21 protein-coding genes are annotated in these 19,132 nt (G+C 60.9%); 9 read left to right on the top strand and 12 right to left on the bottom strand.

The window, feature by feature from the left end; all coding sequences use genetic code 11:
• Positions 1-6: 6 nt before the first annotated feature.
• From PYH37_RS05590 to PYH37_RS05580, 3 genes are all read right to left on the bottom strand, one after another.
• On the bottom strand, positions 7-807 hold the full coding sequence (locus tag PYH37_RS05590; RefSeq protein ID WP_280730465.1) for an ABC transporter ATP-binding protein: 801 nt from the start codon (positions 805-807) through the stop codon (positions 7-9).
• Positions 808-820: 13 nt separating this feature from the next.
• Entirely contained in the window at positions 821-1,714 is an 894-nt protein-coding gene (gene ntrB / locus PYH37_RS05585; RefSeq protein ID WP_280730464.1) for a nitrate ABC transporter permease, read from the bottom strand.
• A 63-nt stretch (positions 1,715-1,777) separates the two neighbouring features.
• Complete coding sequence (locus PYH37_RS05580; protein ID WP_280730463.1) at positions 1,778-3,067, bottom strand: CmpA/NrtA family ABC transporter substrate-binding protein; 1,290 nt, start codon at positions 3,065-3,067, stop codon at positions 1,778-1,780.
• A 26-nt stretch (positions 3,068-3,093) separates the two neighbouring features.
• On the opposite strand from PYH37_RS05580, the gene PYH37_RS05575 reads away from it, so the two are divergent.
• Entirely contained in the window at positions 3,094-3,342 is a 249-nt protein-coding gene (locus tag PYH37_RS05575; RefSeq protein ID WP_280730462.1) for a hypothetical protein, read from the top strand.
• An 86-nt stretch (positions 3,343-3,428) separates the two neighbouring features.
• Here PYH37_RS05575 and PYH37_RS05570 read toward each other — a convergent pair whose 3' ends face one another.
• The 7 genes from PYH37_RS05570 to PYH37_RS05540 form a co-directional block, all read right to left on the bottom strand.
• Positions 3,429-4,733, bottom strand: a complete 1,305-nt coding sequence (locus PYH37_RS05570; protein ID WP_280730461.1) for a CmpA/NrtA family ABC transporter substrate-binding protein — start codon at positions 4,731-4,733, stop codon at positions 3,429-3,431.
• Between the two features lie 46 nt (positions 4,734-4,779).
• Complete coding sequence (locus PYH37_RS05565; protein ID WP_280730460.1) at positions 4,780-5,370, bottom strand: ANTAR domain-containing response regulator; 591 nt, start codon at positions 5,368-5,370, stop codon at positions 4,780-4,782.
• A 150-nt stretch (positions 5,371-5,520) separates the two neighbouring features.
• The gene (locus PYH37_RS05560) at positions 5,521-6,246 is read right to left on the bottom strand and encodes a TfuA-like protein (RefSeq protein WP_280730459.1); all 726 of its coding nucleotides are present in this window, start codon (positions 6,244-6,246) and stop codon (positions 5,521-5,523) included.
• A 113-nt stretch (positions 6,247-6,359) separates the two neighbouring features.
• Positions 6,360-6,815: a helix-turn-helix domain-containing protein gene (locus tag PYH37_RS05555; RefSeq protein WP_280730458.1), complete on the bottom strand. Its 456-nt coding sequence runs from the start codon at positions 6,813-6,815 to the stop codon at positions 6,360-6,362.
• A 163-nt stretch (positions 6,816-6,978) separates the two neighbouring features.
• Positions 6,979-7,944 (bottom strand): phytanoyl-CoA dioxygenase family protein, encoded by a 966-nt coding sequence (locus tag PYH37_RS05550; RefSeq protein ID WP_280730457.1) that lies wholly within the window; start codon positions 7,942-7,944, stop codon positions 6,979-6,981.
• Positions 7,945-8,091: 147 nt separating this feature from the next.
• On the bottom strand, positions 8,092-8,721 hold the full coding sequence (locus PYH37_RS05545) for a LysE family translocator (protein WP_280730456.1): 630 nt from the start codon (positions 8,719-8,721) through the stop codon (positions 8,092-8,094).
• Positions 8,722-8,747: 26 nt separating this feature from the next.
• Positions 8,748-9,191, bottom strand: coding sequence for an Lrp/AsnC family transcriptional regulator (locus PYH37_RS05540; RefSeq protein ID WP_280730455.1), 444 nt, complete (start codon positions 9,189-9,191; stop codon positions 8,748-8,750).
• 186 nt (positions 9,192-9,377) lie between these two features.
• Between PYH37_RS05540 and PYH37_RS05535 the strand changes: the two genes are divergently transcribed.
• The 3 genes from PYH37_RS05535 to PYH37_RS05525 are packed head-to-tail and all read left to right on the top strand — an operon-like array spanning position 9,378 to position 10,618.
• Positions 9,378-9,707, top strand: a complete 330-nt coding sequence (locus tag PYH37_RS05535; RefSeq protein ID WP_280730454.1) for an ArsR/SmtB family transcription factor — start codon at positions 9,378-9,380, stop codon at positions 9,705-9,707.
• Positions 9,704-10,168, top strand: a complete 465-nt coding sequence (locus tag PYH37_RS05530) for an SRPBCC family protein (protein ID WP_280730453.1) — start codon at positions 9,704-9,706, stop codon at positions 10,166-10,168. Before PYH37_RS05535 ends, PYH37_RS05530 begins: the two co-directional genes overlap by 4 nt.
• Before the next feature lie 36 nt (positions 10,169-10,204).
• A complete protein-coding gene (locus PYH37_RS05525; RefSeq protein WP_280730452.1) occupies positions 10,205-10,618 on the top strand; it encodes a GFA family protein in 414 nt (137 codons plus the stop codon).
• A 499-nt stretch (positions 10,619-11,117) separates the two neighbouring features.
• Here the strand turns inward: PYH37_RS05525 and PYH37_RS05520 are convergent, their stop codons facing one another.
• A complete protein-coding gene (locus PYH37_RS05520; protein WP_252746836.1) occupies positions 11,118-12,140 on the bottom strand; it encodes an IS110 family RNA-guided transposase in 1,023 nt (340 codons plus the stop codon).
• Positions 12,141-12,248: 108 nt separating this feature from the next.
• Here PYH37_RS05520 and PYH37_RS05515 point away from each other — a divergent pair.
• Positions 12,249-13,197, top strand: a protein-coding gene (locus tag PYH37_RS05515; RefSeq protein ID WP_280730451.1) for an IS630 family transposase whose coding sequence is annotated in 2 segments (ribosomal slippage) — positions 12,249-12,584 and positions 12,586-13,197 — 948 coding nt in all. Because the reading frame shifts where the segments join, the coding sequence is not laid out codon by codon here.
• A gap of 6 nt (positions 13,198-13,203) precedes the next feature.
• Here the strand turns inward: PYH37_RS05515 and PYH37_RS05510 are convergent.
• On the bottom strand, positions 13,204-14,259 hold the full coding sequence (locus PYH37_RS05510; RefSeq protein ID WP_280736687.1) for a LacI family DNA-binding transcriptional regulator: 1,056 nt from the start codon (positions 14,257-14,259) through the stop codon (positions 13,204-13,206).
• Positions 14,260-14,497: 238 nt separating this feature from the next.
• On the opposite strand from PYH37_RS05510, the gene PYH37_RS05505 reads away from it, so the two are divergent.
• The 4 genes from PYH37_RS05505 (at position 14,498) to PYH37_RS05490 (ending at position 19,131) form a co-directional block, all read left to right on the top strand.
• Positions 14,498-15,490, top strand: coding sequence for an autoinducer 2 ABC transporter substrate-binding protein (locus tag PYH37_RS05505; protein WP_280732413.1), 993 nt, complete (start codon positions 14,498-14,500; stop codon positions 15,488-15,490).
• A 137-nt stretch (positions 15,491-15,627) separates the two neighbouring features.
• Positions 15,628-17,142 (top strand): sugar ABC transporter ATP-binding protein, encoded by a 1,515-nt coding sequence (locus PYH37_RS05500; protein WP_280732412.1) that lies wholly within the window; start codon positions 15,628-15,630, stop codon positions 17,140-17,142.
• Positions 17,135-18,136, top strand: coding sequence for an ABC transporter permease (locus PYH37_RS05495; protein ID WP_280732411.1), 1,002 nt, complete (start codon positions 17,135-17,137; stop codon positions 18,134-18,136). Before PYH37_RS05500 ends, PYH37_RS05495 begins: the two co-directional genes overlap by 8 nt.
• Positions 18,133-19,131 (top strand): ABC transporter permease, encoded by a 999-nt coding sequence (locus PYH37_RS05490; protein ID WP_280732410.1) that lies wholly within the window; start codon positions 18,133-18,135, stop codon positions 19,129-19,131. Before PYH37_RS05495 ends, PYH37_RS05490 begins: the two co-directional genes overlap by 4 nt.
• Position 19,132 lies beyond the last annotated feature (1 nt).

Raw genomic sequence — 19,132 nt, 5'->3', positions numbered from 1 at the left:
TGGGGATCACTCCGCAGCTTCGACGAAGCGGTGGCGCTCGTAGAGGAACTTGAGCACCGCCTCGCGGCATTTCAGGTAGGTTCGGTCGGAAGCGAGCTCGATGCGCCGCCGCGGGCGTACAAGCGGCACATCGAGGATTTCTCCGATCCGGGCGGATGGGCCGTTGGTCATCATGACGATCCGGTCGGAGAGAAGGACGGCCTCGTCAACATCGTGCGTGATCATCAGCACCGTGTTGCCAAGCGTGGCGTGGATCTGCATGACCTGGTCCTGCAGATGGGCGCGCGTGAGCGCATCGAGCGCGCCGAAGGGCTCGTCGAGCAGGAGCACTTTCGGTTCCATGGCGAGCGCCCGGGCAATGCCGACGCGCTGCTTCATGCCGCCGGAGATTTCGGAGGGGCGCTTGTCCGCCGCATGCGCCATCTGGACGAGCTCGAGATTGCGCATCGTCCAGTCATGACGCTCCTGCTTGTTGCGGATCCTCGAAAACACCTTGTCCACGGCCAGCCGGACGTTCTCGTAGACCGTCAGCCACGGCAGCAGCGAGTGGTTCTGGAAGACGACCGCGCGGTCCGGCCCCGGCTCGTCGACCACTTTGCCGTCGAGTAGGACGACACCGGTCGTCGCCTGCGTCAGGCCGGCGACGATGTTGAGGAGTGTCGACTTGCCGCAGCCGGAGTGGCCGATGATCGAGATGAATTGGCCCTTGTCGACTGTAAGGGAGATCTGTTTGAGAACCTCGGTGCGCGTGCCGCCGCGTTCGAAGCTCTTGTCCAGGAGTTCAAGCGAAAGATAGCTCTTGGTCATGGGGCTTCCCTCTTCAAGCGTTTGCCGTGCCGCGGGTGATGGCGCGGCCGATGAGTGCGATGACGCGGTCGAGGAGAAAGCCGACAATGCCGACATAGATCAGCGCCACGATGATGTCGCTGATCAGCGACGAGTTCCACGCATCCCAGATGAAGAAGCCGATTCCAACGCCGCCAATCAGCATTTCGGCGGCAACGATCGCGAGCCACGAGAGGCCGATCCCGATCCGCAGGCCGGTGAAGATGTACGGCGCGGCAGCCGGCAGCATGATCTTGCCGAAATACTCGAAGCCGTTCAGCCGCAGCACCTTGGCGACGTTCTGGTAGTCCTGCGGAATGTTGCGGATACCAACCGCGGTGTTGATGATGATCGGCCAGATCGCCGTGATGAAGATGACGAAGATCGCCGAAGGATTGCCGTCCTGGAAGGCTGCGAGCGAGAGCGGCAGCCAAGCGAGCGGCGGCACCGTGCGAAGCACCTGGAAGATCGGATCGAGGCCGCGCATCGCCAGCGCGCTTTGACCGACCAGCACACCGAGGGCGATGCCGACCACCGCAGCCATGGCGTAACCGAGGGCCACGCGCTGCAGGCTGGCAAAGACGTGCCAGAACAGACCTTGGTCAACCCCCTGGCCGATATAGAAGGGATGCACGATCAGTTCCCAGCTTTCCTCAAGGACGCGCGTTGGCGCCGGCAGGCTCGACTCCGGCGACGAACAGATGAGCTGCCAGGCGAGAAGGAAAAGGCTCAACGTGACGAGAAGCGGGAGGAGGTTCGCGGCTGCCGTGGAGAAAAGGCGCGACAAGCGGCCATCGATGCTCGGCCTCACTGTGCGCGTGAGGGCGATGACGTGCGCCGATGGCTGGTGCGTCGTCTGCGGTTTGAGCTTGAGATTGGTGACGGACATGCCGTTCTCCTAGGGTTCGGGTCGAACGGCAGCCGGGCGAGCCGCCGGCTGCCGTAACAAGCGTCAGGCGATGCGGCTGATGGCGAGGCTCTTCAGATATGCTTCCGGGTTGGCGGCATCGAAGACCTTGCCATCGAAGAAGGTCTCGGGGCCGCGCGAGGTGGAGGTCGGAACGTCGGAGACGCCGAGCTCCTTTGCGGCCTCACGCCAGATGTCCTCGCGGTTCACCTTGGCTATCAGCCCCTTGATGTCCGTATCCGGCGCGAACTTGCCCCAGCGGATGTTCTCGGTCAGGAACCACGCGTCGTGGTTCTGGAAGGGATAGGAGGCGTGGTCGCGCCAGAATTTCATGAAATGCGGGCTGTTCTCTACGACCTTGCCGTTGCCGTAGTCGTATTCGCCCTTGAGCCGATCGACGATGTCTTTGGCGGGCACGTTGAACCAGCTGCGCTTGCCAACGAGCTTTGCCAATTCGTCCTTGTTGGCCATGTCGTCGCACCATTGCGCGGCTTCCTGTACGGCCATCATGAGCGCCTTTGCTGCGCGCGGGTTCTTTTCCACCCAGTCGGCGCGCATCGCGAAGGATTTTTCCGGATGCTTGGCCCAGATCTCGGCGGTGTTGACGGCGGTGTAGCCGATCTTTTGGTTGACGAGCTGCTCGTTCCACGGCTCCCCGACGCAGAAACAGTCCATGGTACCGACCTTCATGTTGGCGACCATCTGCGGCGGCGGGACGACAATGGTTTCGACGTCGCTGTCCGGGTCGATGCCGCCGGCCGCAAGCCAGTAGCGGATCCAGAGATCATGCGTGCCGCCGGGGAACGTCATTGCCACCTTTGCAGCGGCGCCTTCGGCCTTTTTCTTGGCAAAGGTTTCCTTCAAGACGGAGGCGTCGAGGCCCACTTTCAGATCGGCATATGCGGAGCCTACCGAGATCGCCTGGGCATCGAGATTGAGGCGGGCAAGGATGACCATCGGCAGCGGCTGATTGTTCTGCGTCACCTTGCCGGTGGAGATGAGATAGGGCATCGGCGTCAGGATGTGGGCGCCGTCGATGCCGGCGCCGGCCGAGCCCAGCACCAGGTTGTCACGGGTCGTGCCCCAGGAGGCCTGCTTCACAACGTCGACTTCGGTCATGCCGTATTTGTCGAAGAACCCCTTTTCCTTGGCGATGATCAGCGGGGCGGAATCGGTGAGCGCGATGAAGCCGAGAACGGCCTTTGCCGTCTCCGGGCCGGCGGTCTGGGCGAAGGCTCCCGATGGAAATGCCGTTTTCATTGCTCCGACCATCGCGGCCGTCGCGGTCGTCTTCAGCAGGCTGCGGCGGGTGAGGCCGGTCGAAATCTTGGTCATGCGCAGGTTCCCTCTGCTGGTGGCCGGTGAAGCCGGACACAAAAAAACGCCGCTCGGAAATCGCGCTCCGGGATTGGGAGGAATCCCGTGGAGGCAAAGACCTTGCGACGTCGGTGTCTTCGGCAAGCGCTTCTATGGCGCTTGAGCTCGCTTCAATCGCCGTTGACCGAAGCAATTTTAGAAAAGCAAGCGGCGTGCCAGTTTTGAAACGTCTTGACTATGCATTTGAACTAAAAAGGATAAAGCGCAATATCGCGATTGTGCCTTATAAATAACCACTGCCGATGTGTGATGAATAATTGTGCGCTGCGGTATTTAGCGTCTCTTTCATGCTGCTTAAACAAGCAGCACGAGGTCACCGTCAGATATCTTCGAGCGACAGCGGGGGGCGGCCTGTCGCTTTGACCGGGAACGCCTCGATATATTCCTCCATCCGCTTCGGATCGAAGATGTGGCCGTCCAGGAAGTGGTCGCCGGCTGCTGTGCCTTGCGGGCCGATGTCCGCCTCCGCCGCGGCTGCATCCGCCCCGAGTGCCTGACGATAGAGATCAGGACGATAAGCGGAGATGCATGCCTCCATTCCCGACGCAGACAGAGACGCCTGTCCCCAGCGTACCATTTGACTGTAGGTCCAGAGTGCTTGGCTAGGACGCGGGAAGTTGGCGAAGCCGGAGTGAAAGACAAAATAGTTCTCGATGATCCGCTGATTGCCGTGGGGATCAACGGTGAATTCGCCCGCGAGAACCCTGCGGATAATGTCGACGGGTGCCGCCACATAGCGCGGTTCTGCGAGAAGCTCCGCGAGCGCGTTGCGATTTTCCGGCGCGTCGCACCAGCGGGCAGCGCGGTCCAGAGCAACGATCAGCCGCGATACGGTTTCCGGGTTGTTCTCCGCCCATTCGGGCCGCATGCCGATCACTTTTTCCGGTGCGGATGGCCATATGTCCTGCTTGGTCGCGACGATGCGGCCGACGCCTCGCTCCGAGGCGACCATGTTCCAAGGGGCGCCGACGCAGAAGCCGTCGATGGCTCCGGCCGCCAACGCATCGGAAGTCATCGGCGGCGGCACGACCACCAGCTTGACGTCGCGGTCCGGATCGATGCCGCCGGCGGCGAGCCAGTAGCGAAATTCATAGTTATGCGACGAGAAGGGGTAGGTAACGCCGAGCGTCAGGCGCGGTTTGCCGGCTGCCTGCGCGCGGCGAATGACCGCCGCCAAGGCCCTCGCATTCGCAAGCGCGCCCTCTCTCCCCGTCAACTCGCCCTCGTTTTGCATCTGACCGTAGAGCCGGGTTGACAAGGTGATCGCATTGCCGCCGCGCCCAAGCGAAAAGGGAGTGATCGTTGGCGACGGATTGGAGCCGAGGCCGAGCATCGCGGCGACGGGCATCGGCGAGAGCATGTGCGCGATGTCGAACTGGCGAAAGGCAAGACGGTCGCGGACGTTCGCCCAGGAGACGTCCTTCACGAGATGGAGCGCGATGCCCTCTCTCTGCGCGAAGCCGAATTCCGCGGCCGCGATCAACACGGCCGCATCGACGAGCGGAATGAAGCCGGCGCGCACCGTGCGCGCACCCTCATGACCGAGACTTACCGTCCCGGGCTGAGCCTCGCCAGCGGAGAGCTTCTTGCTTTTGAACCTGTCGATATCCGTCAATATGTTCACTCCGGTGTCTCCCGACGTGCTGCCCGGCAAAGGCGGCGCGCGTCGTTCATCGAATCAGCAATCCGGCGGCGGTCACCACGCTTTGTGCGATCTCCGATATCTTCTTCTTCTCGTTCATCGCGGTCTGGCGCAGCAGCGTGAATGCCTCCTCTTCGGAGAGCCCACGCATTTTCATGAGAATGCCCTTGGCGCGTTCGACGAGCTTGCGTTCTTCGAGTGCGGACTTCGCGTCGGCGAGTTCACGCTGCAATCGGCTGAAGGCATTGAAGCGGCTGACGGCCATGTCGAGGATCGGCTTGACGCGCTCTTTCTTGAGCCCGTCGACGATGTAGGCGGAGACGCCGGCCTCGACGGCGGCCTCGATGGACGCCGTATCCGAGCGATCGACGAACATGGCGATCGGCCGGCCGACGGTTCGCGTCAGTTGGAACAGGTGCTCCATCATGTCCCGGTTGGGATTTTCGATATCGATGACGATCACGTCCGGCCGAAGGGTCTCGATGATCCGGGCGACCCCCTGCACTTCATGAATGACCGTGACCTTGCCATGCCCGGCTTCACGCAAACCTTCCTCGATAATCGAGGCGCGGATGGCGTTTTCGTCAATCACAAGGATGGTGAGGTCCCGGTAGGTCATGGCGTATCATGATGCAGTGCAGCAAGTTTCGCAATACGGTTGCCTAAAATATCCTCGTTTCGTCACTCTGCCTGCATTTGAGGCACTTACTGCAGGCCCGCCATTGAGAGTGAGGCAGGCCGCAGGACCCATTAGCTGCCCGTCTTGCTCTTAGCCGGACGCCTCGCGCTGACCAAGCAACGTTTTCCAAAGGCTGGTCGAATGGAACTCCCATTCTCGGTTTGGAGCCCGTCTTTGGCAAGGCCGGCCGCGCAGCGCGTCGAGAAGTTCAAGCGCGTCCGCACGCTTCTGATCGACATATTGCGCGCGCAGCTTTGCCGTTAACGCCGCCTTGTCGCAGTCCCTTGCAAGCCGCGCGCAAGCAACGATCGCCGGCCATGTGCGCTCCTTGTAAAAAAGTGCAGTGGCCGATTGCTCTATCCGCTCGGCATCGGTGGCAGCGAGAGACAGTTGTCGGGTAAGACCAAGAAGCGTCGCCCGAACATTGACGAGGGGAATGGTCAGCGGCGCGTACCTGAGCTCCTTCGGCGCATGGAGCAGCGCCACGTCCGAATCATCCACGATCTCGCCTGCGGCGTATTGGCGATATATCTCGCCCACCCCGATCATTCCGAAGGCCGCGCATTCAGCCGCGCGCAAGGCGCCCATGCTGGCTGCGCCAAAGACCTCTGCACCCTCCGACAAGGCGAAGAGTATCTCCTTGTGCCAGACGGGCGCGGCATATTCGAAATTGCCGTCGATGAGGCCGATCGCCGTTGCACCGCCGCGCACGGCGCGAAGAATGTCGCCTTGCATGGCAGGCGGACGGATCACGAAAGGCTCGCCGGCCATCTGCACGGCATCGGGGATGGTCGGACCGACGAACACGACCTTCATGGAGCCTCCAGTGCGCGTGTGAGTGCACTGCTTGCAATGGCCTCCACGTCATTGAAGACGCGCAGCGCCACGCGACTCAAGCGGTCATCGCTCGCAACAAAGCAATTCCCTTGCTAGCCGTGCAGAGGCTCGGCGCGGCGGGCACCGGAAGGGATACTGGTCTGCTCTGTCTCCGGAGCATGCGCCATAGCTGCGACAAGTGAGATGATCTTCTTCCGCAAGACCGGGTCCGCAATCTTCAGGAAAGCCCTGTTGAGGGCGATGCCCTCCTTCGAGGCAACGAAAGACGAAATTTCCTGCGACTCGTGGACGTCGCCCGCGTCGCGCGACAGAGGCTTGTTTTCATCCTGCTGAAAGAAAAAGCTCGGATGGACCCCCAGGATATCGGCAATCGCCTGTAGCCGGCTCGCGCCGATGCGATTCGTGCCTTTTTCGTATTTCTGCACCTGCTGAAAGGTGATGCCCAGGCCATCGGCCAGCTTTTCCTGGCTTAACCCGACCATCAGTCTGCGCATTCGTACACGCGAACCGACGAAGGCATCGATCGGGTTAGGATCCTTCTTGTTCATCTGCGATTCTCCTCGCGAATTCGAGCAACCTCATGCATATAAGTCTGCTCGAATAAATGACGTGATGCAATCAGTGCGCGTCAGATTCTGCCGACTGGATGCACTTTTATGCGGGTGCCGGCCTCCGTCCGCTCACCGCGACCGGATTGGGCGTTGATCGCTTTCAGCGCACGACCGGTTCTCCGTGGAAGCGGCGCCGCGAGGGCTTCGATACGCCAAAGCCGACTTCCATCATCAGCCTGGGTGTCTCTTTCGCAACCGTTCCCATATGGAAGCCGAAAGGATCCTCGACAAAGCCAAGACCGGCCTTGCCTGTCAGAGTGATCGCTTTGTCTTCGCCGTAGAAGCCTAGAACCTCGCTGGCCGGATGGCCGACAAGCAATGTCAGCTGGTGCTTCAGCGAACGGCGGCGATGGCTCCCCCGCACATAGACGTGAGGACCGGCATTTTCATCGACGTCGCAGAGATAGAAGAAGAACTTCAGCATACGCCAGTCGTCGAGATCGAAGTGATATTTGAACGAGGCGAGGCTGATATCGGCATCGGAAGCAGACTTCGTCGGAAAGGTCCACCAGATCCGTGTCGTGATCAATTGAGCCTGCCCGCCGAGATACCGCTTTGCCACGTCGAGAAGCAGCGGGTCGCGTTGCACGGCCATGGCGGCGTCGCAGCTCAAGACTCTATCGAAGTGATGGCCGCTGAGAATGGCGCGGCCGAAACGCGTCTCGGCTGCCGCGTGATCGGCGGCGCGGAATTCCAGTCGCCGATCGAAGTTGGCGAAGCATGGCGTCTCATTCGCAAAAAGTGCAATCCCCTCCTGGATTTCCGATGGCAGTACCAGCCCCGAGAAAAGACCGTCCATGCGCAAGGCCTCGACCACCGTTTCTGCCTGGAGGCCCTCGAACATGGAAGGCGTCGTGTTCTGTGGCAGGGATACCTGCTTGGCCGTCAGCCAATGGGCCCCGCGAAACGGCATGGTGCGGGCGAGTAGGAACATTGGCAGCCATGCCGGGTTCTCGCGGACGTCGGCCCAATAGGTAGGCACCCGTGCCATCATGCGGCGTAGCCGCCCGCCGCTGCGGGCGATCGTTTCGAGATCGTTCGATCGGGGAGAGGGGGAGACAAGCATCCGGTATCCTTTTGGGGGCGAAGGCGATTCCAGCCGCAAGCGCGAGGGTGCCGCCTTTCAGAGGTCACGGAGGCTAGCGCTTGCCGGAGATTGCTGCAATGCAGCAATTTTAGGGGTCTACTCCCAAGAATGCTGGTGAATCGGCGATCACGCCACGATCAGACTGACTATCGCCGACGTGAGCGCCGCAAGACCGAAGCCGATCAGCACCAGGCCGGAGATGCGCGATGTCCATGTGGCGAAGCTTGCGGGAAGCCTGGCTTTCGCGAGTGTCACACCGCCGGTCAGGAAAAGCCACCAGGCAAGCGAACCGACAAAGACGCCGCCGACAAGGATGGCGACATTCGTTCCATCGCCGAAAGCCGCGAGACCTAGACCTGCGAAAATGGCGGCGAAAGACAGGATCGTCGTAGGGCTCGTGATCGTCAGCAGAAAGGTCGCCGCCGTCGTGTGAACGAGATCACGCGCGCCGAGCTCGGCCGCCGTTGCGACCGGCCTCGGCGACAATCCGCACCAGCCGAGCCAGAGCATGAACAGGCCGCCTGCCAAGCTGAGCGGGGTCGATATCGCCGACAGAACCGTCGCGAAAGCTGCGAAACCGGCGGCGGCCAGCAGGGCGTAGGTCGCGTCGGCGAGTGCAGTGCCGAGGCCGCCAGCGACGCCGGCCAAAAAGCCGCGCTCAAGCGTGCGGCTGATGCAGAGCGTGCCGATCGGTCCGAGCGGCGCTGCTATCGCAAGCCCGAGCAAGAGGCCTTTTCCGAAAAGCAGTAGGGACATGATCTATTTCGCCTTGTCTGTCTCGCTTAAGGGACCTGTAAAAGCTTGTCGGCAACCGTGGAGAGCGCGATCACCGTTTCGCTGCGGGCGAGATAGCGGCGCGCCTTCAATTCCGCGAGAAACGGTTCGATGTCGCCAAGCGTCGGCATGCGGATCTTGGCGCAATAGGACCATCCGCCGGTCACGTGATGGCACTCCGCAACGGCCGGATGGGCGGCCATGAAATCGCGGAATTCGGTCTCATCGGCGTCGACGGCAAGCGCGATCCACACGAAGGCGAGAACGTCGAGGCCGAGGGCCCGGTGATCGACGTCGAGCGTAAAGCGGCGGATTATGCCATTCGCCACGAGACGGCGGATGCGTTCGTTGACCGCCGACGGCGAGAGATCGACCGTTGCGCCGATGTCCGTCAGCGAAGAGCGGGCATCGATGGCGAGAATGCCGACGATTTTTCTGTCGACTGCGTCCATGAGAGAAAAATACGTGGAGTGATCTGGAAAGTACAGAGGAATCATGCGTCGCGTAATTGGCTGCCGTGAGCTAAATGTCCCGCCACAGACACGAAATTGGCGCTTAAAATCAGCAATTGAAGCATCGGAGTCGCATCAATCAAAATAGTATTGACTAATTGATGAGTATACACTAATGATTTTGGTATGAATGAAGCCAACGACATCACCACTGTCATGCGCGCGCTTGCGGATCCCACTCGGAGAGCCGTGTTCGAGCGGATCGTCAGGTCGGACGAGATTACAGTGGTCGAGCTGACGCGGGGGAGTGGGGTCACGCAGGGCGCCATCTCCCAACACCTCAAGTCATTGAAGCAGGCCGGCCTGGTCGTCGAGCGTCCCGAGGGCCGGAATGTTTACTATCGCGCCCAACCCGAGGGCCTCGAGCCGCTGGTCGATTGGATGAGCCACTACGGCGTCTTCTGGCGCGAGCGCTTCGCCAACCTTAGAACCCTCCTGAAGGAGATCGATCCATGAACGACGCCGCATTGAAGTCCGACACGCAAGACATCGTGGTCGACGAGGTCCTCCCGCATTCGCCGGAGACGATATGGAAAACGCTGACAACCGGGGAACTGATCGACCGCTGGCTGATGCCGCCGACAGGGTTCGAGCCGGTGGAGGGCAAGCGCTTCACATTTCAGACCACGCCGGCCGGAGCATGGGACGGTATCATTCACTGCCAAGTACTCGAGGTGAAACCGAACGAACGCTTCGCCTATGCCTGGAAAGGCGGACACGAGGGAAATGTCGGATACGGCTCACGACTGGACACCGTCGTCACATGGATTCTCTCCAAGGTTGAAAACGGCACGCGCCTTCGCCTTGTTCATTCCGGCTTCGTGCTGCCCAGAAACGACACCGCTTTCAAGAATATGAGCGAAGGCTGGAAGAAGGTCGTCAAAAACATCGGCGCCGCCGCCGGCGAGAAGGACTGACATGTCCGCGTTCCAACAGCATTTAAGGGAGGAAACATGAGCAAGCCCTATACCGGCGGATGCGCCTGCGGCGCGATCCGCTATGAAATCTCGGCCGAACCGGTGGTGATGGTCGACTGTCAGTGCCGCCAATGCCAGCATCAAACCGGCGCCGGCCACGCATCGTACCTGACCTTCTCTGACGCGGCCCGGAAGGTCGAGGGCGAACCGAAGACCTGGGAAGTGGTCGGCGATGGCGGAACGGTCAAAAGCTGCGCCTTCTGCGCCACCTGCGGGTCGCCGGTGTTTATTACGTTTCCGGCCATGCCCGACATTGTCGCCGTGCGCGCTGGCAGCCTCGATGATCCGAGCCGGTACCAGCCGCAATTCGTTACCTGGCACGCCGCCGCGAACGCCTGGGATCATCTTGATCCGGCCCTGCCGAAATTCGAGAAAATGCCGCCGAGCTGAATGCGACCTGACAGTGATTGGCAGGCAGGGCTTTGCCTTGCTTGTCAGCCGCTGCTTCGCAATTAATGAGTACGCGGCCCTAGACCACGATGATTTTAGGTCGGATCGACCTAAAATCATGAACGTGATCGATTCTAATAAGTTAGCACGGGATGCGGGCGGAAAACCGCGCACATTTTTCCTCATCCCGCTAGAGCGTTTCCGTGTTTGATTGAATCGTTGCCGATTCCCGAATCGTCGTTGTTGTGATTCATATGTGGACGCCCCTATGGCAAGGGCCTTTTGTCGGGGATGGTTTGATCGGTTGCTTTCATATGTCCGGCCTGTTTGTGCGGCGTAGAGTTTGACCGCTGGCCCTGATGGAAATCCGCCGGTGAGGTCCCTGATCAAGCTGGCGCGCTTTTGAAGCGCATTGAATCAGACGGGTTGGCCTCACCATTGGCTCGATCGTTACACATCATCGACTGCCGTTACCAATTCGGGTTGTCTGGGATCGAACTCAGGCCGTCAGCTCATGAGCCCTATAAGCTTCCTTTCGGGTCAGTACGACCCATGCGATCCGCGCGAGCTTGTTGGCGAGCGCGACGGAGACGAGCCTGAACGGCTTTTTCTCCAAGAGCTTTCTGATCCAATTCGCCATGGGTGTTGCCTTGTCCTTCGTGTGACGGATGACGGCGGTAGCACCGACAACCAGCAATCGGCGCAAATATCGGTCTCCTTGCTTGGAGATGCCACCGAGCTGGGTTTTGCCCCCTGTCGAATGCTGTTGCGGCGTCAGGCCGAGCCAAGCGGCAAATTGCCGACCTGAACGGAATTGATCGGGATCGGTGACGGTGGCAGCAACAGCCGTGGCCGTGACTACGCCGAGGCCGGGGATCGCTGCGAGCCTACGACTGGCTTCGCTGTCGACATGCCAAGCGTGAAGTTGCTGATCCAGCACCGCAATCTCATCGGTAAACACCATGATCTGCCGGATCAGAATATCCAGCGAAGTGCGTGCATAAGAAGGTAGGCCGTCCTCATCGGACAGCGCTTGCTGCGCCAGCTTGGCCAGATTGGCAATGCCGGGATTGGCGACAAGGCCGAATTCTGCCAAATGCGCCCGCAGCGCATTTGCGACCATGGTGCGCTGGCGAACGAGCAGCGCTCGCGCGCGGTGGGTCATGAGAATGCCCTGCTGCTCCACCGTCTTCACAGGCACGAACCGCATCGTCGGGCGCTGCACGGCTTCGCAGATTGCTTCGGCATCCAGCGCGTCGCTCTTGCCACGCTTGACATAGGCCTTCACATAGGACGGCGGGATGAGCCGGACCTCGTGCCCCATCGCCGCGAGCGTGCGAGCCCAATGATGCGCTGTTCCGCACGCCTCCATCCCGATCAGGCATGATGGTAGCTTTGAGAAGAAGGGCAGCATCTGCTTCCGATGCAACCGCTTCACGAGCACGGTGTTGCCTGTCTCGTCGATGCCATGCGCCTGAAACACGCTCTTGGCCAGGTCCAATCCCATGATCGTGATCTTCATCGTGAATGCTCCTCTTGCTGCTTCGGATGACAGGTCGGCATCATAGCCGCAGCCGGTGCGGGGGCGTCCACATCATCAAGATGCTGGCTGGAAGGAGGCCAGCATTGGATGACGCGACCCTTATCGAACGACCTTCGCGACCGCGTTTTGGCAGCGGTTTTGAGCGGCGAGACCAGCCGTGTGGTGGCGGCGCGCTTCGGAGTTGCCGTCTCGTCCGTGGTGAAATGGTCGCAGCGCTATCGTGCGACCGGTTCTGGCGCACCGGGCAAGATGGGCGGGCATCGCAAGCGTATTCTGGAACCGCATCGCGCTTTCATTGCCGAGCGGCTCAATCAGAACCCGCATCTGACGCTGCATGGCTTGAAGGATGAACTGGCAAGACGCGGCGTCACGGTCTCCCACAATACGATCTGGGAATTCATCCGGCGCGAGGGACTGCGCTTCAAAAAAAACCCTGTTCGCCCTTGAGCAAGCCCGCGCCGACATCGCTCGCAGGCGGGAGCGATGGAAGACCTTTCAGCGCAATCTCGATCCTGAGCGGCTGGTCTTTATCGACGAGACCTGGATCAAGACCAACATGACACCGCTTCGAGGCTGGGGACCAAAGGGCAAGCGCCTGCGTGCCTTTGCTCCGCACGGCCACTGGCGGACGCTGACCTTCCTCGGTGCCTTGCGCAGCGATCGGCTGACTGCTCCCTGTGTCTTCGACGGACCGATCAACGGCCAGTGTTTCCGCGCCTATGTCGAGCAACAGCTCGTGCCCGCGCTCAAACCCGGCGATATCGTCATCATCGACAATCTCGGCAGCCACAAATCGGCAGCTATCCGGCAGATCATAAAGGCGGCCGGTGCACGGCTCTGGTTCCTGCCGCCCTATTCGCCGGATCTCAATCCGATCGAGCAGGCTTTCTCCAAGATCAAGCACTGGATGCGGCAGGCCCAGAAGCGAACCGTCGAAGACGCCTGGCGACACATCGGAGCGCTCGTCCAGACAATCGAACCACACGAATGCTCAAACTATCTGGCCAACGCAGGCTACGCTTCCGTCAAAACATGAAACGCTCTAGATATCCTTCAGTGCGTCGAGCGGACCGGTCAGCGCGGTCCTCGGCGGGACGAGTTCCGGTTGGATGAGATGGATCTGCGGCGACGGCCGCGCTTCTTCGATGATCTCGAAGGCTTTGGTGATCATGCCCTCGACGTCCTGGCGGATCATGATGACCGGGAAGGGCAGAAAGGAAGCGAAGGGGTCGTAGTCGTAACAGCCGACGACGAGGTCGGCGAAGTTCTCATGAGGATGCCCCGCCATAAAGCGCAGCAATCCCTCGAAGTTGATCGAAGAATTGACAAAGAGCCCGCGCGGCAGCCTGCCGTGCCGTGAATAGAAGGCTTCGAAGGCTTTTCGCGCGTTGTCCGGTGCGTAGCCGGTCGGCTGAATGCATTCGTCCGGATCTCCGCCGAGCAGTTCCTTTTTCACGGCGCGAAAGCCCCGGATGCGCTCGCGGCTGGCGTGATCGTCCCGGCCGCCGAACAGGTAAAGGTCATCTGGCCCGAGCGGCCTGTCGGCGGGGAAATGGCGGATGATGGCTTCGGTTAAAAGCCGCCCGCCCTCGAAATTGTCGCTGATGACGGATGGGACCTTTGTGCCGGGCAGGTCGATGTTGATATGCTTCAACCCTGCGGCGTCGCAGACCTCGTGGACGCCGTCCGGGTCGGTGGCGCCGCAGACGAACAACTCGTCGATGGAATAGGAGATCAGTGTTTCGGCCGTCTTGCGCTCTTCTTGCGGGTCGCGGCTAGCGCTGACGACGATCGGGCATTGGCCCTTGCTTCGCACATGCGCCTCGAAAGTCTGGGCGAGCGAGGAAAAATAGCGGTTGTCATGCACGGGCAGCAAGAGACCGACGAGCCCGGAACGGGAACTGCGCAACCCCTGTGCCTGGCGATTGGCCGTATACTGGTTGGTTTCGGCGAGGTTGCGAATGAGTTCCGCGGTGCTCTCCTTGATACGCCGCTTGCGCCAGGTGCCGTTCAGCACCGCGCTCACCGTCGACGGCGAACTCCCCGAAAGCACTGAAAGATCATAGATCGTCGCCTTTTTTTTGCTGCCGTTCGCCATGCCAGCCTCCCCGAATGTCTTAGAGCCGATTTCCGCTTGACGAAAGATTAAGTCTGCAGGATAGTCGTTGCACCATCGATTGTGCAACAAAGAAACACCGATTGTGCAAGTCTTTGGGTCGTCTGAGGAGGCGGCAGTTCGGGAGACGGAATTTCGTCTTCCGTTGGTCGGGATTGAACCGGAGGCGGGCGCTCAAGCGCCCGGGAGAGTTCCCTTCGGGAACCTGTGGAGGAGCAACATGTTCAGAAAACTTCTCGTCGCCGCCCTGGCGACGTCGCTTTCGCTTGCTGGTGCCTTTTCCGTTGCGGCCCAGGAGGCCGCCAAGGTCGGTATCGTCGTGAAGATCGGTGGCATTCCATGGTTCAATGCCATGGAAGCCGGCATCAAAGAGCGCGGTCAAGAGCTCGGCGTTGATGCCTTCATGGTCGGGCCGACGAGTGCCGATCCGGCATTGCAGGTCCGCGCTATCGAGGACCTGATTGCTCAGGGCGTGAAGGTCATTGGCGTGGTGCCGAACGATGCCAAGGTGCTGGAGCCGGTTCTGACGAAGGCCAAGGAGAGGGGCATCATCGTCATCACGCATGAATCTCCTGGGCAGAAGGGCGCCGATTGGGATTTCGAATTGGCCTCTTCCACGGGCTTCGGCGAAGCGCATGGGAAGCTGCTGGCGGAGAAAATGGGCGGCAAGGGTGAATATGCCGTCTTTGTGGGATCGCTGACCGTGCCGCTGCACAATGCCTGGGCCGATGCCGCGATTGCCTATATCAAGAAAAACTATCCCGAGATGACGCTCGTCGGCGATCGCTACGGCGTTGCCGAAGACGTCGACGAGAGCCGCTCGACCGCCCTCGACCTGATTTCAGCCCATCCGAACCTCAAAGGTTTCCTGGCTTTCGGCAGCCAGGGTCCGATCGGCGCCGGCCGCGCCATCGAAGAACGCCGTAAGGTGGGTGAAATCTTTGTCCTCGGCCCCTTCTCGCCCGGACAGGGCCAGAAGCTCGTGAAATCCGACGCGATTTCCGGCGGTTTCATGTGGAATCCGAAACAGGCGGGCGAAGTATTCGTGACGCTTGCCGACAAGCTCATGAAGGGCGAGGAAATCAAGGACGGCGAGGAGATCGAAGGTCTCGGCGTAATCCATCCTGATTTCGAAAACCGCAATATTATCGTCGACCAACTCGTGCCGATCAACAAGGATACGGTCGCCGATCTCGCGGCCATGGGCCTCTGAGGTCGGGTGATCAGGACGCAGAGGGAAACCAACACGTGTTTCCCTCCCGCTCCCATCGAAGGATTCTCCCGGCTGCTGGGCCGGCTCCGGCCGGCCTGGTAAGTCTTAAGAAACGAAGTTCGACAGGCGCAGGGTTCATGCATCAGGTAACGAGCGCGACGGCCGGCGAAAAGCCGCTACTGTCCTTGCGCGATATCAATATGACCTTCGGCGGCGTCAAGGCGCTGAAGAATGTGAGTTTCGATGTGCGCCCCGGCGAGGTGCATTGTCTCGCCGGTGAAAATGGCAGCGGCAAGAGCACGCTGATCAAGGTGATCACCGGCGTCTATCGCCCCGCGGACGGCGCCGTCATCGAATATGATGGCGAGATCTATTCGCATATGTCGCCGGTCACCGCTCAGGACCGAGGCATCCAGGTCATCTGGCAGGATCTCGCGCTTTTCCCGGAAATGAGCGTTGCTGAAAACATCGCCTTCCAGACGGTTCTCGGCCGAGGTCCGCGTCTCGTCGACTACGGCCGCATGCGCCAGATCGCGATCGAGGCGCTGCAGCGCCTGGGCGTCAGCCTAGATGTCGACCTGCCGCTTAAGGAATACGCCATTGCCCAGCGGCAGATCGTGGCGATCGCGCGGGCACTGGTCGGCGAGGCGAAGCTCGTCTTCATGGATGAGCCGACCGCATCGCTCACCCAATCGGAAACCGACCATCTGCTCGATATCGTCCGCAATCTTTCCGCCTCCGGCGTCGCGGTCGTCTTCGTCAGTCACCGCCTGGCTGAGGTTCTGGAGATCTCAAGCCGCATTACGGTTCTGCGCGACGGCGCGCTGGTCGGGGTTTATCCGGCCGCCGGCATGACGCAATCGCGCATCACCGAACTGATGACGGGCAAGACTTTCGACCAGCATGTCCGCGCGCGCTCGAAGGACGACCAGCCGACGGTGCTCGAGGTTCAAGGACTGACACGTCCGGGCCAGTTCGAGGATATTTCGCTTGCCGTCAGGCGTGGCGAAACACTTGGCATTACCGGGCTCCTCGGGGCGGGTCGCACCGAACTTGCGCTTTCCCTCTTCGGCATGCTGAAGCCCGCTTCGGGCACAATTCGGCTAGAGGGGCGGACGGTGCGGTTCGCCTCGAATCGGGACGCAATCAAGGCCGGCGTCGCCTACCTCTCGGAGGACCGGCTGTCGCTCGGGCTCATTCAGCCGCAGTCGATTGCGGATAACCTCGTCATCGCCTCACTCCGGAAGATTCTCTCCAGTGGGCTCATTTCCGATGATCGCAAGCGCGGCCTCGTTTCCCGTTGGATCGCCGATCTCGGCATCAAGATCGGCCGGCAGTCGGATGCGCTATTGACCCTGTCGGGCGGTAACCAGCAGCGGGTCGCGATCGCGAAATGGCTCGCCACCGATCCGAAGCTCCTCATTCTCGACGCTCCCACCGTCGGCGTCGACGTTGGGGCGCGCGCCGGCATCTTCGATATCGTCGCGCGGCTCGCCGAGAGCGGGCTCGCGATCATCCTGATCTCCGACGAGGTGCCGGAGGTCTATTTCAACGCAGACCGGGTTCTGCATATGAAGCAGGGTCGCATCGTCGGCAGCTACGATCCGCGGCGGGTAAGCCTGCAAGACATCGAGGCGGCCGTCTATGCGTAGCTTCATCCGCACCCACGCCACCGAAGTCTCACTGTTTGCGGTCATCGCCCTCATCAGCATCGTGCTGTCTCTCACTACGGCGAATTTTTTCTCGCTCGGCAACGCCTTCGATCTCCTGAATATCAGTGCGGTCAACATCATCTTCGCCGTCGGCCTGCTAGTGGTGCTGATCGCAGGCGGCATCGACATCTCCTTTGCCGTCGCCGCTTCCGTCGTCCAGTACGGAACGGCGATTGCGCTCGGCTGGATCGGCGGCGGGGGCTGGGTCTCCGGGCTGCTGATTGCCGGCTCGCTCGGCGTCCTCCTCGGCTGCATCAACGCCTTCCTGATTCATCGGTTTCGCATCATCTCGATCGTCGCGACGATCTCCACCTTCAATATCTACTTCGGCCTGCTGATGTTCTTCACCAGGGGTGTGTCGATCTACGATCTGCCGGACTGGCTGACCGACCGCGTCGTGCTCTTCGAACATGAAATGGCAAACGGAAGCTGGATCGAAATCACATTGCCGGTTCTCGTGATGATTCTCTGCGTTATTGCGACCTGGACTCTGATCACCCGCACAACGACCGGGCGGCAGCTCTATGCCTTCGGCGACAATCCGGAAGGCGCACGTCGGTTCGGCATCAACATCGGCGCCATGCAATTCATCGCCTTCGGCTGGCTCGGCTTGATGGCCGGCATCGCCGGGCTCATCCAGGCGCATTACGCCCAGGAGGTGGTGCCGAACGCGCTCTATGGCCGCGAACTGGACGTGCTCGCCGCCGTCGTCTTGGGGGGCGCGCGCCTCGGCGGCGGCAAGGGGTCGGTCCTCGGCTGCGTTCTTGGCGTGCTGCTGATCTCGATCACCCAGAACGGCTTGAACCTGATGGGCGTCTCGCCCTTCGCTTTCAAGATGATCATCGGTGCCATCATCCTGGTCGCCATCACGCTTTCCAATACCCGCATAGAGCGCCTGCTGCCCTTTGTCGGTCCGAAGGGAGCGGGACGATGACAGCTCTCGTCGACCGCGTCAGAGCCGCTTTCGGACCGGAAATGGCCGGGCCCAGTCTCGCCTTCGCTGCCGTCGTCCTCGTCTTCGGCATTGCATCGCCGCAGTTCCTGAGCGCTGCGACCTTCGGTTCCGTCGCCTTCCAGCTCCCGGAACTCGGGCTGCTGACGCTCGCCATGCTGCTGCCGATCCTCACCGGCGGGCTCAATCTCGCCATCACCTTCACGGCCAATATCGCCGGCTTGACGGTGGCCTGGGTCCTGAAGGCGAATGGCGGCGTTGATGCCGGCATCGGCATCTTCGTCGTCGGCTGCCTTCTGGCGTTGCTGGTCGGGGCCGCAAGTGGCGTCGTAATGGGACTGGTGATCGCCTATACCCGCGCCCATCCGATCCTCGTCTCGCTTTCGATGATGATATTCCTGCGCGGGCTCGGCGAATTCCTGACGCGCGGCGGCGATATTTCCGGTTTCCCCGCCTTCGTGGGGCCGATCGGCCACGGCTCGATCGCCGGCATTCCCGTGCCGCTGATCGTCTTCATCGTCTGTGTGCTGGCCTGGCACGTGCTCCTCGGCCGAACCAAGCTCGGCTTCAACACCTATATGATCGGCTCCAATCTCGAAGCGACCCGCTATTCCGGTATCAACACACGCAAGGCAATCGTGCTTGTCTATACGCTCTCAGGCATCATGTGCGCCATTGCCGGCATCATCATGCTGGCGCGGTTCAATTCCGTGCGCATCGGCCATGGCGAATCCTACCTGCTGATCACCGTACTTGCCTGCTTCCTCGGCGGCGTCAACCCGTTCGGCGGCTTTGGCCGGGTCATCCCGGTCTTCGTAGCACTGGTGGTGCTGCAGCTTCTTTCGTCCGGGCTCAATCTCATCGGAGCCAACCAGCATCTCGCGACCGCCGTCTGGGGTATCCTGCTCGTCACCGTGATGATCCTCCGTTGGGTCGCTTCCAAGATCAAGATTTCCATTGTCAGAAGAGGATCATGAC

It is taken from the genome of Sinorhizobium numidicum (genome assembly GCF_029892045.1).
Classification (GTDB): Bacteria; Pseudomonadota; Alphaproteobacteria; order Rhizobiales; family Rhizobiaceae; genus Sinorhizobium; species Sinorhizobium numidicum.
This window is presented reverse-complemented; position numbering and strand designations above follow the sequence as displayed.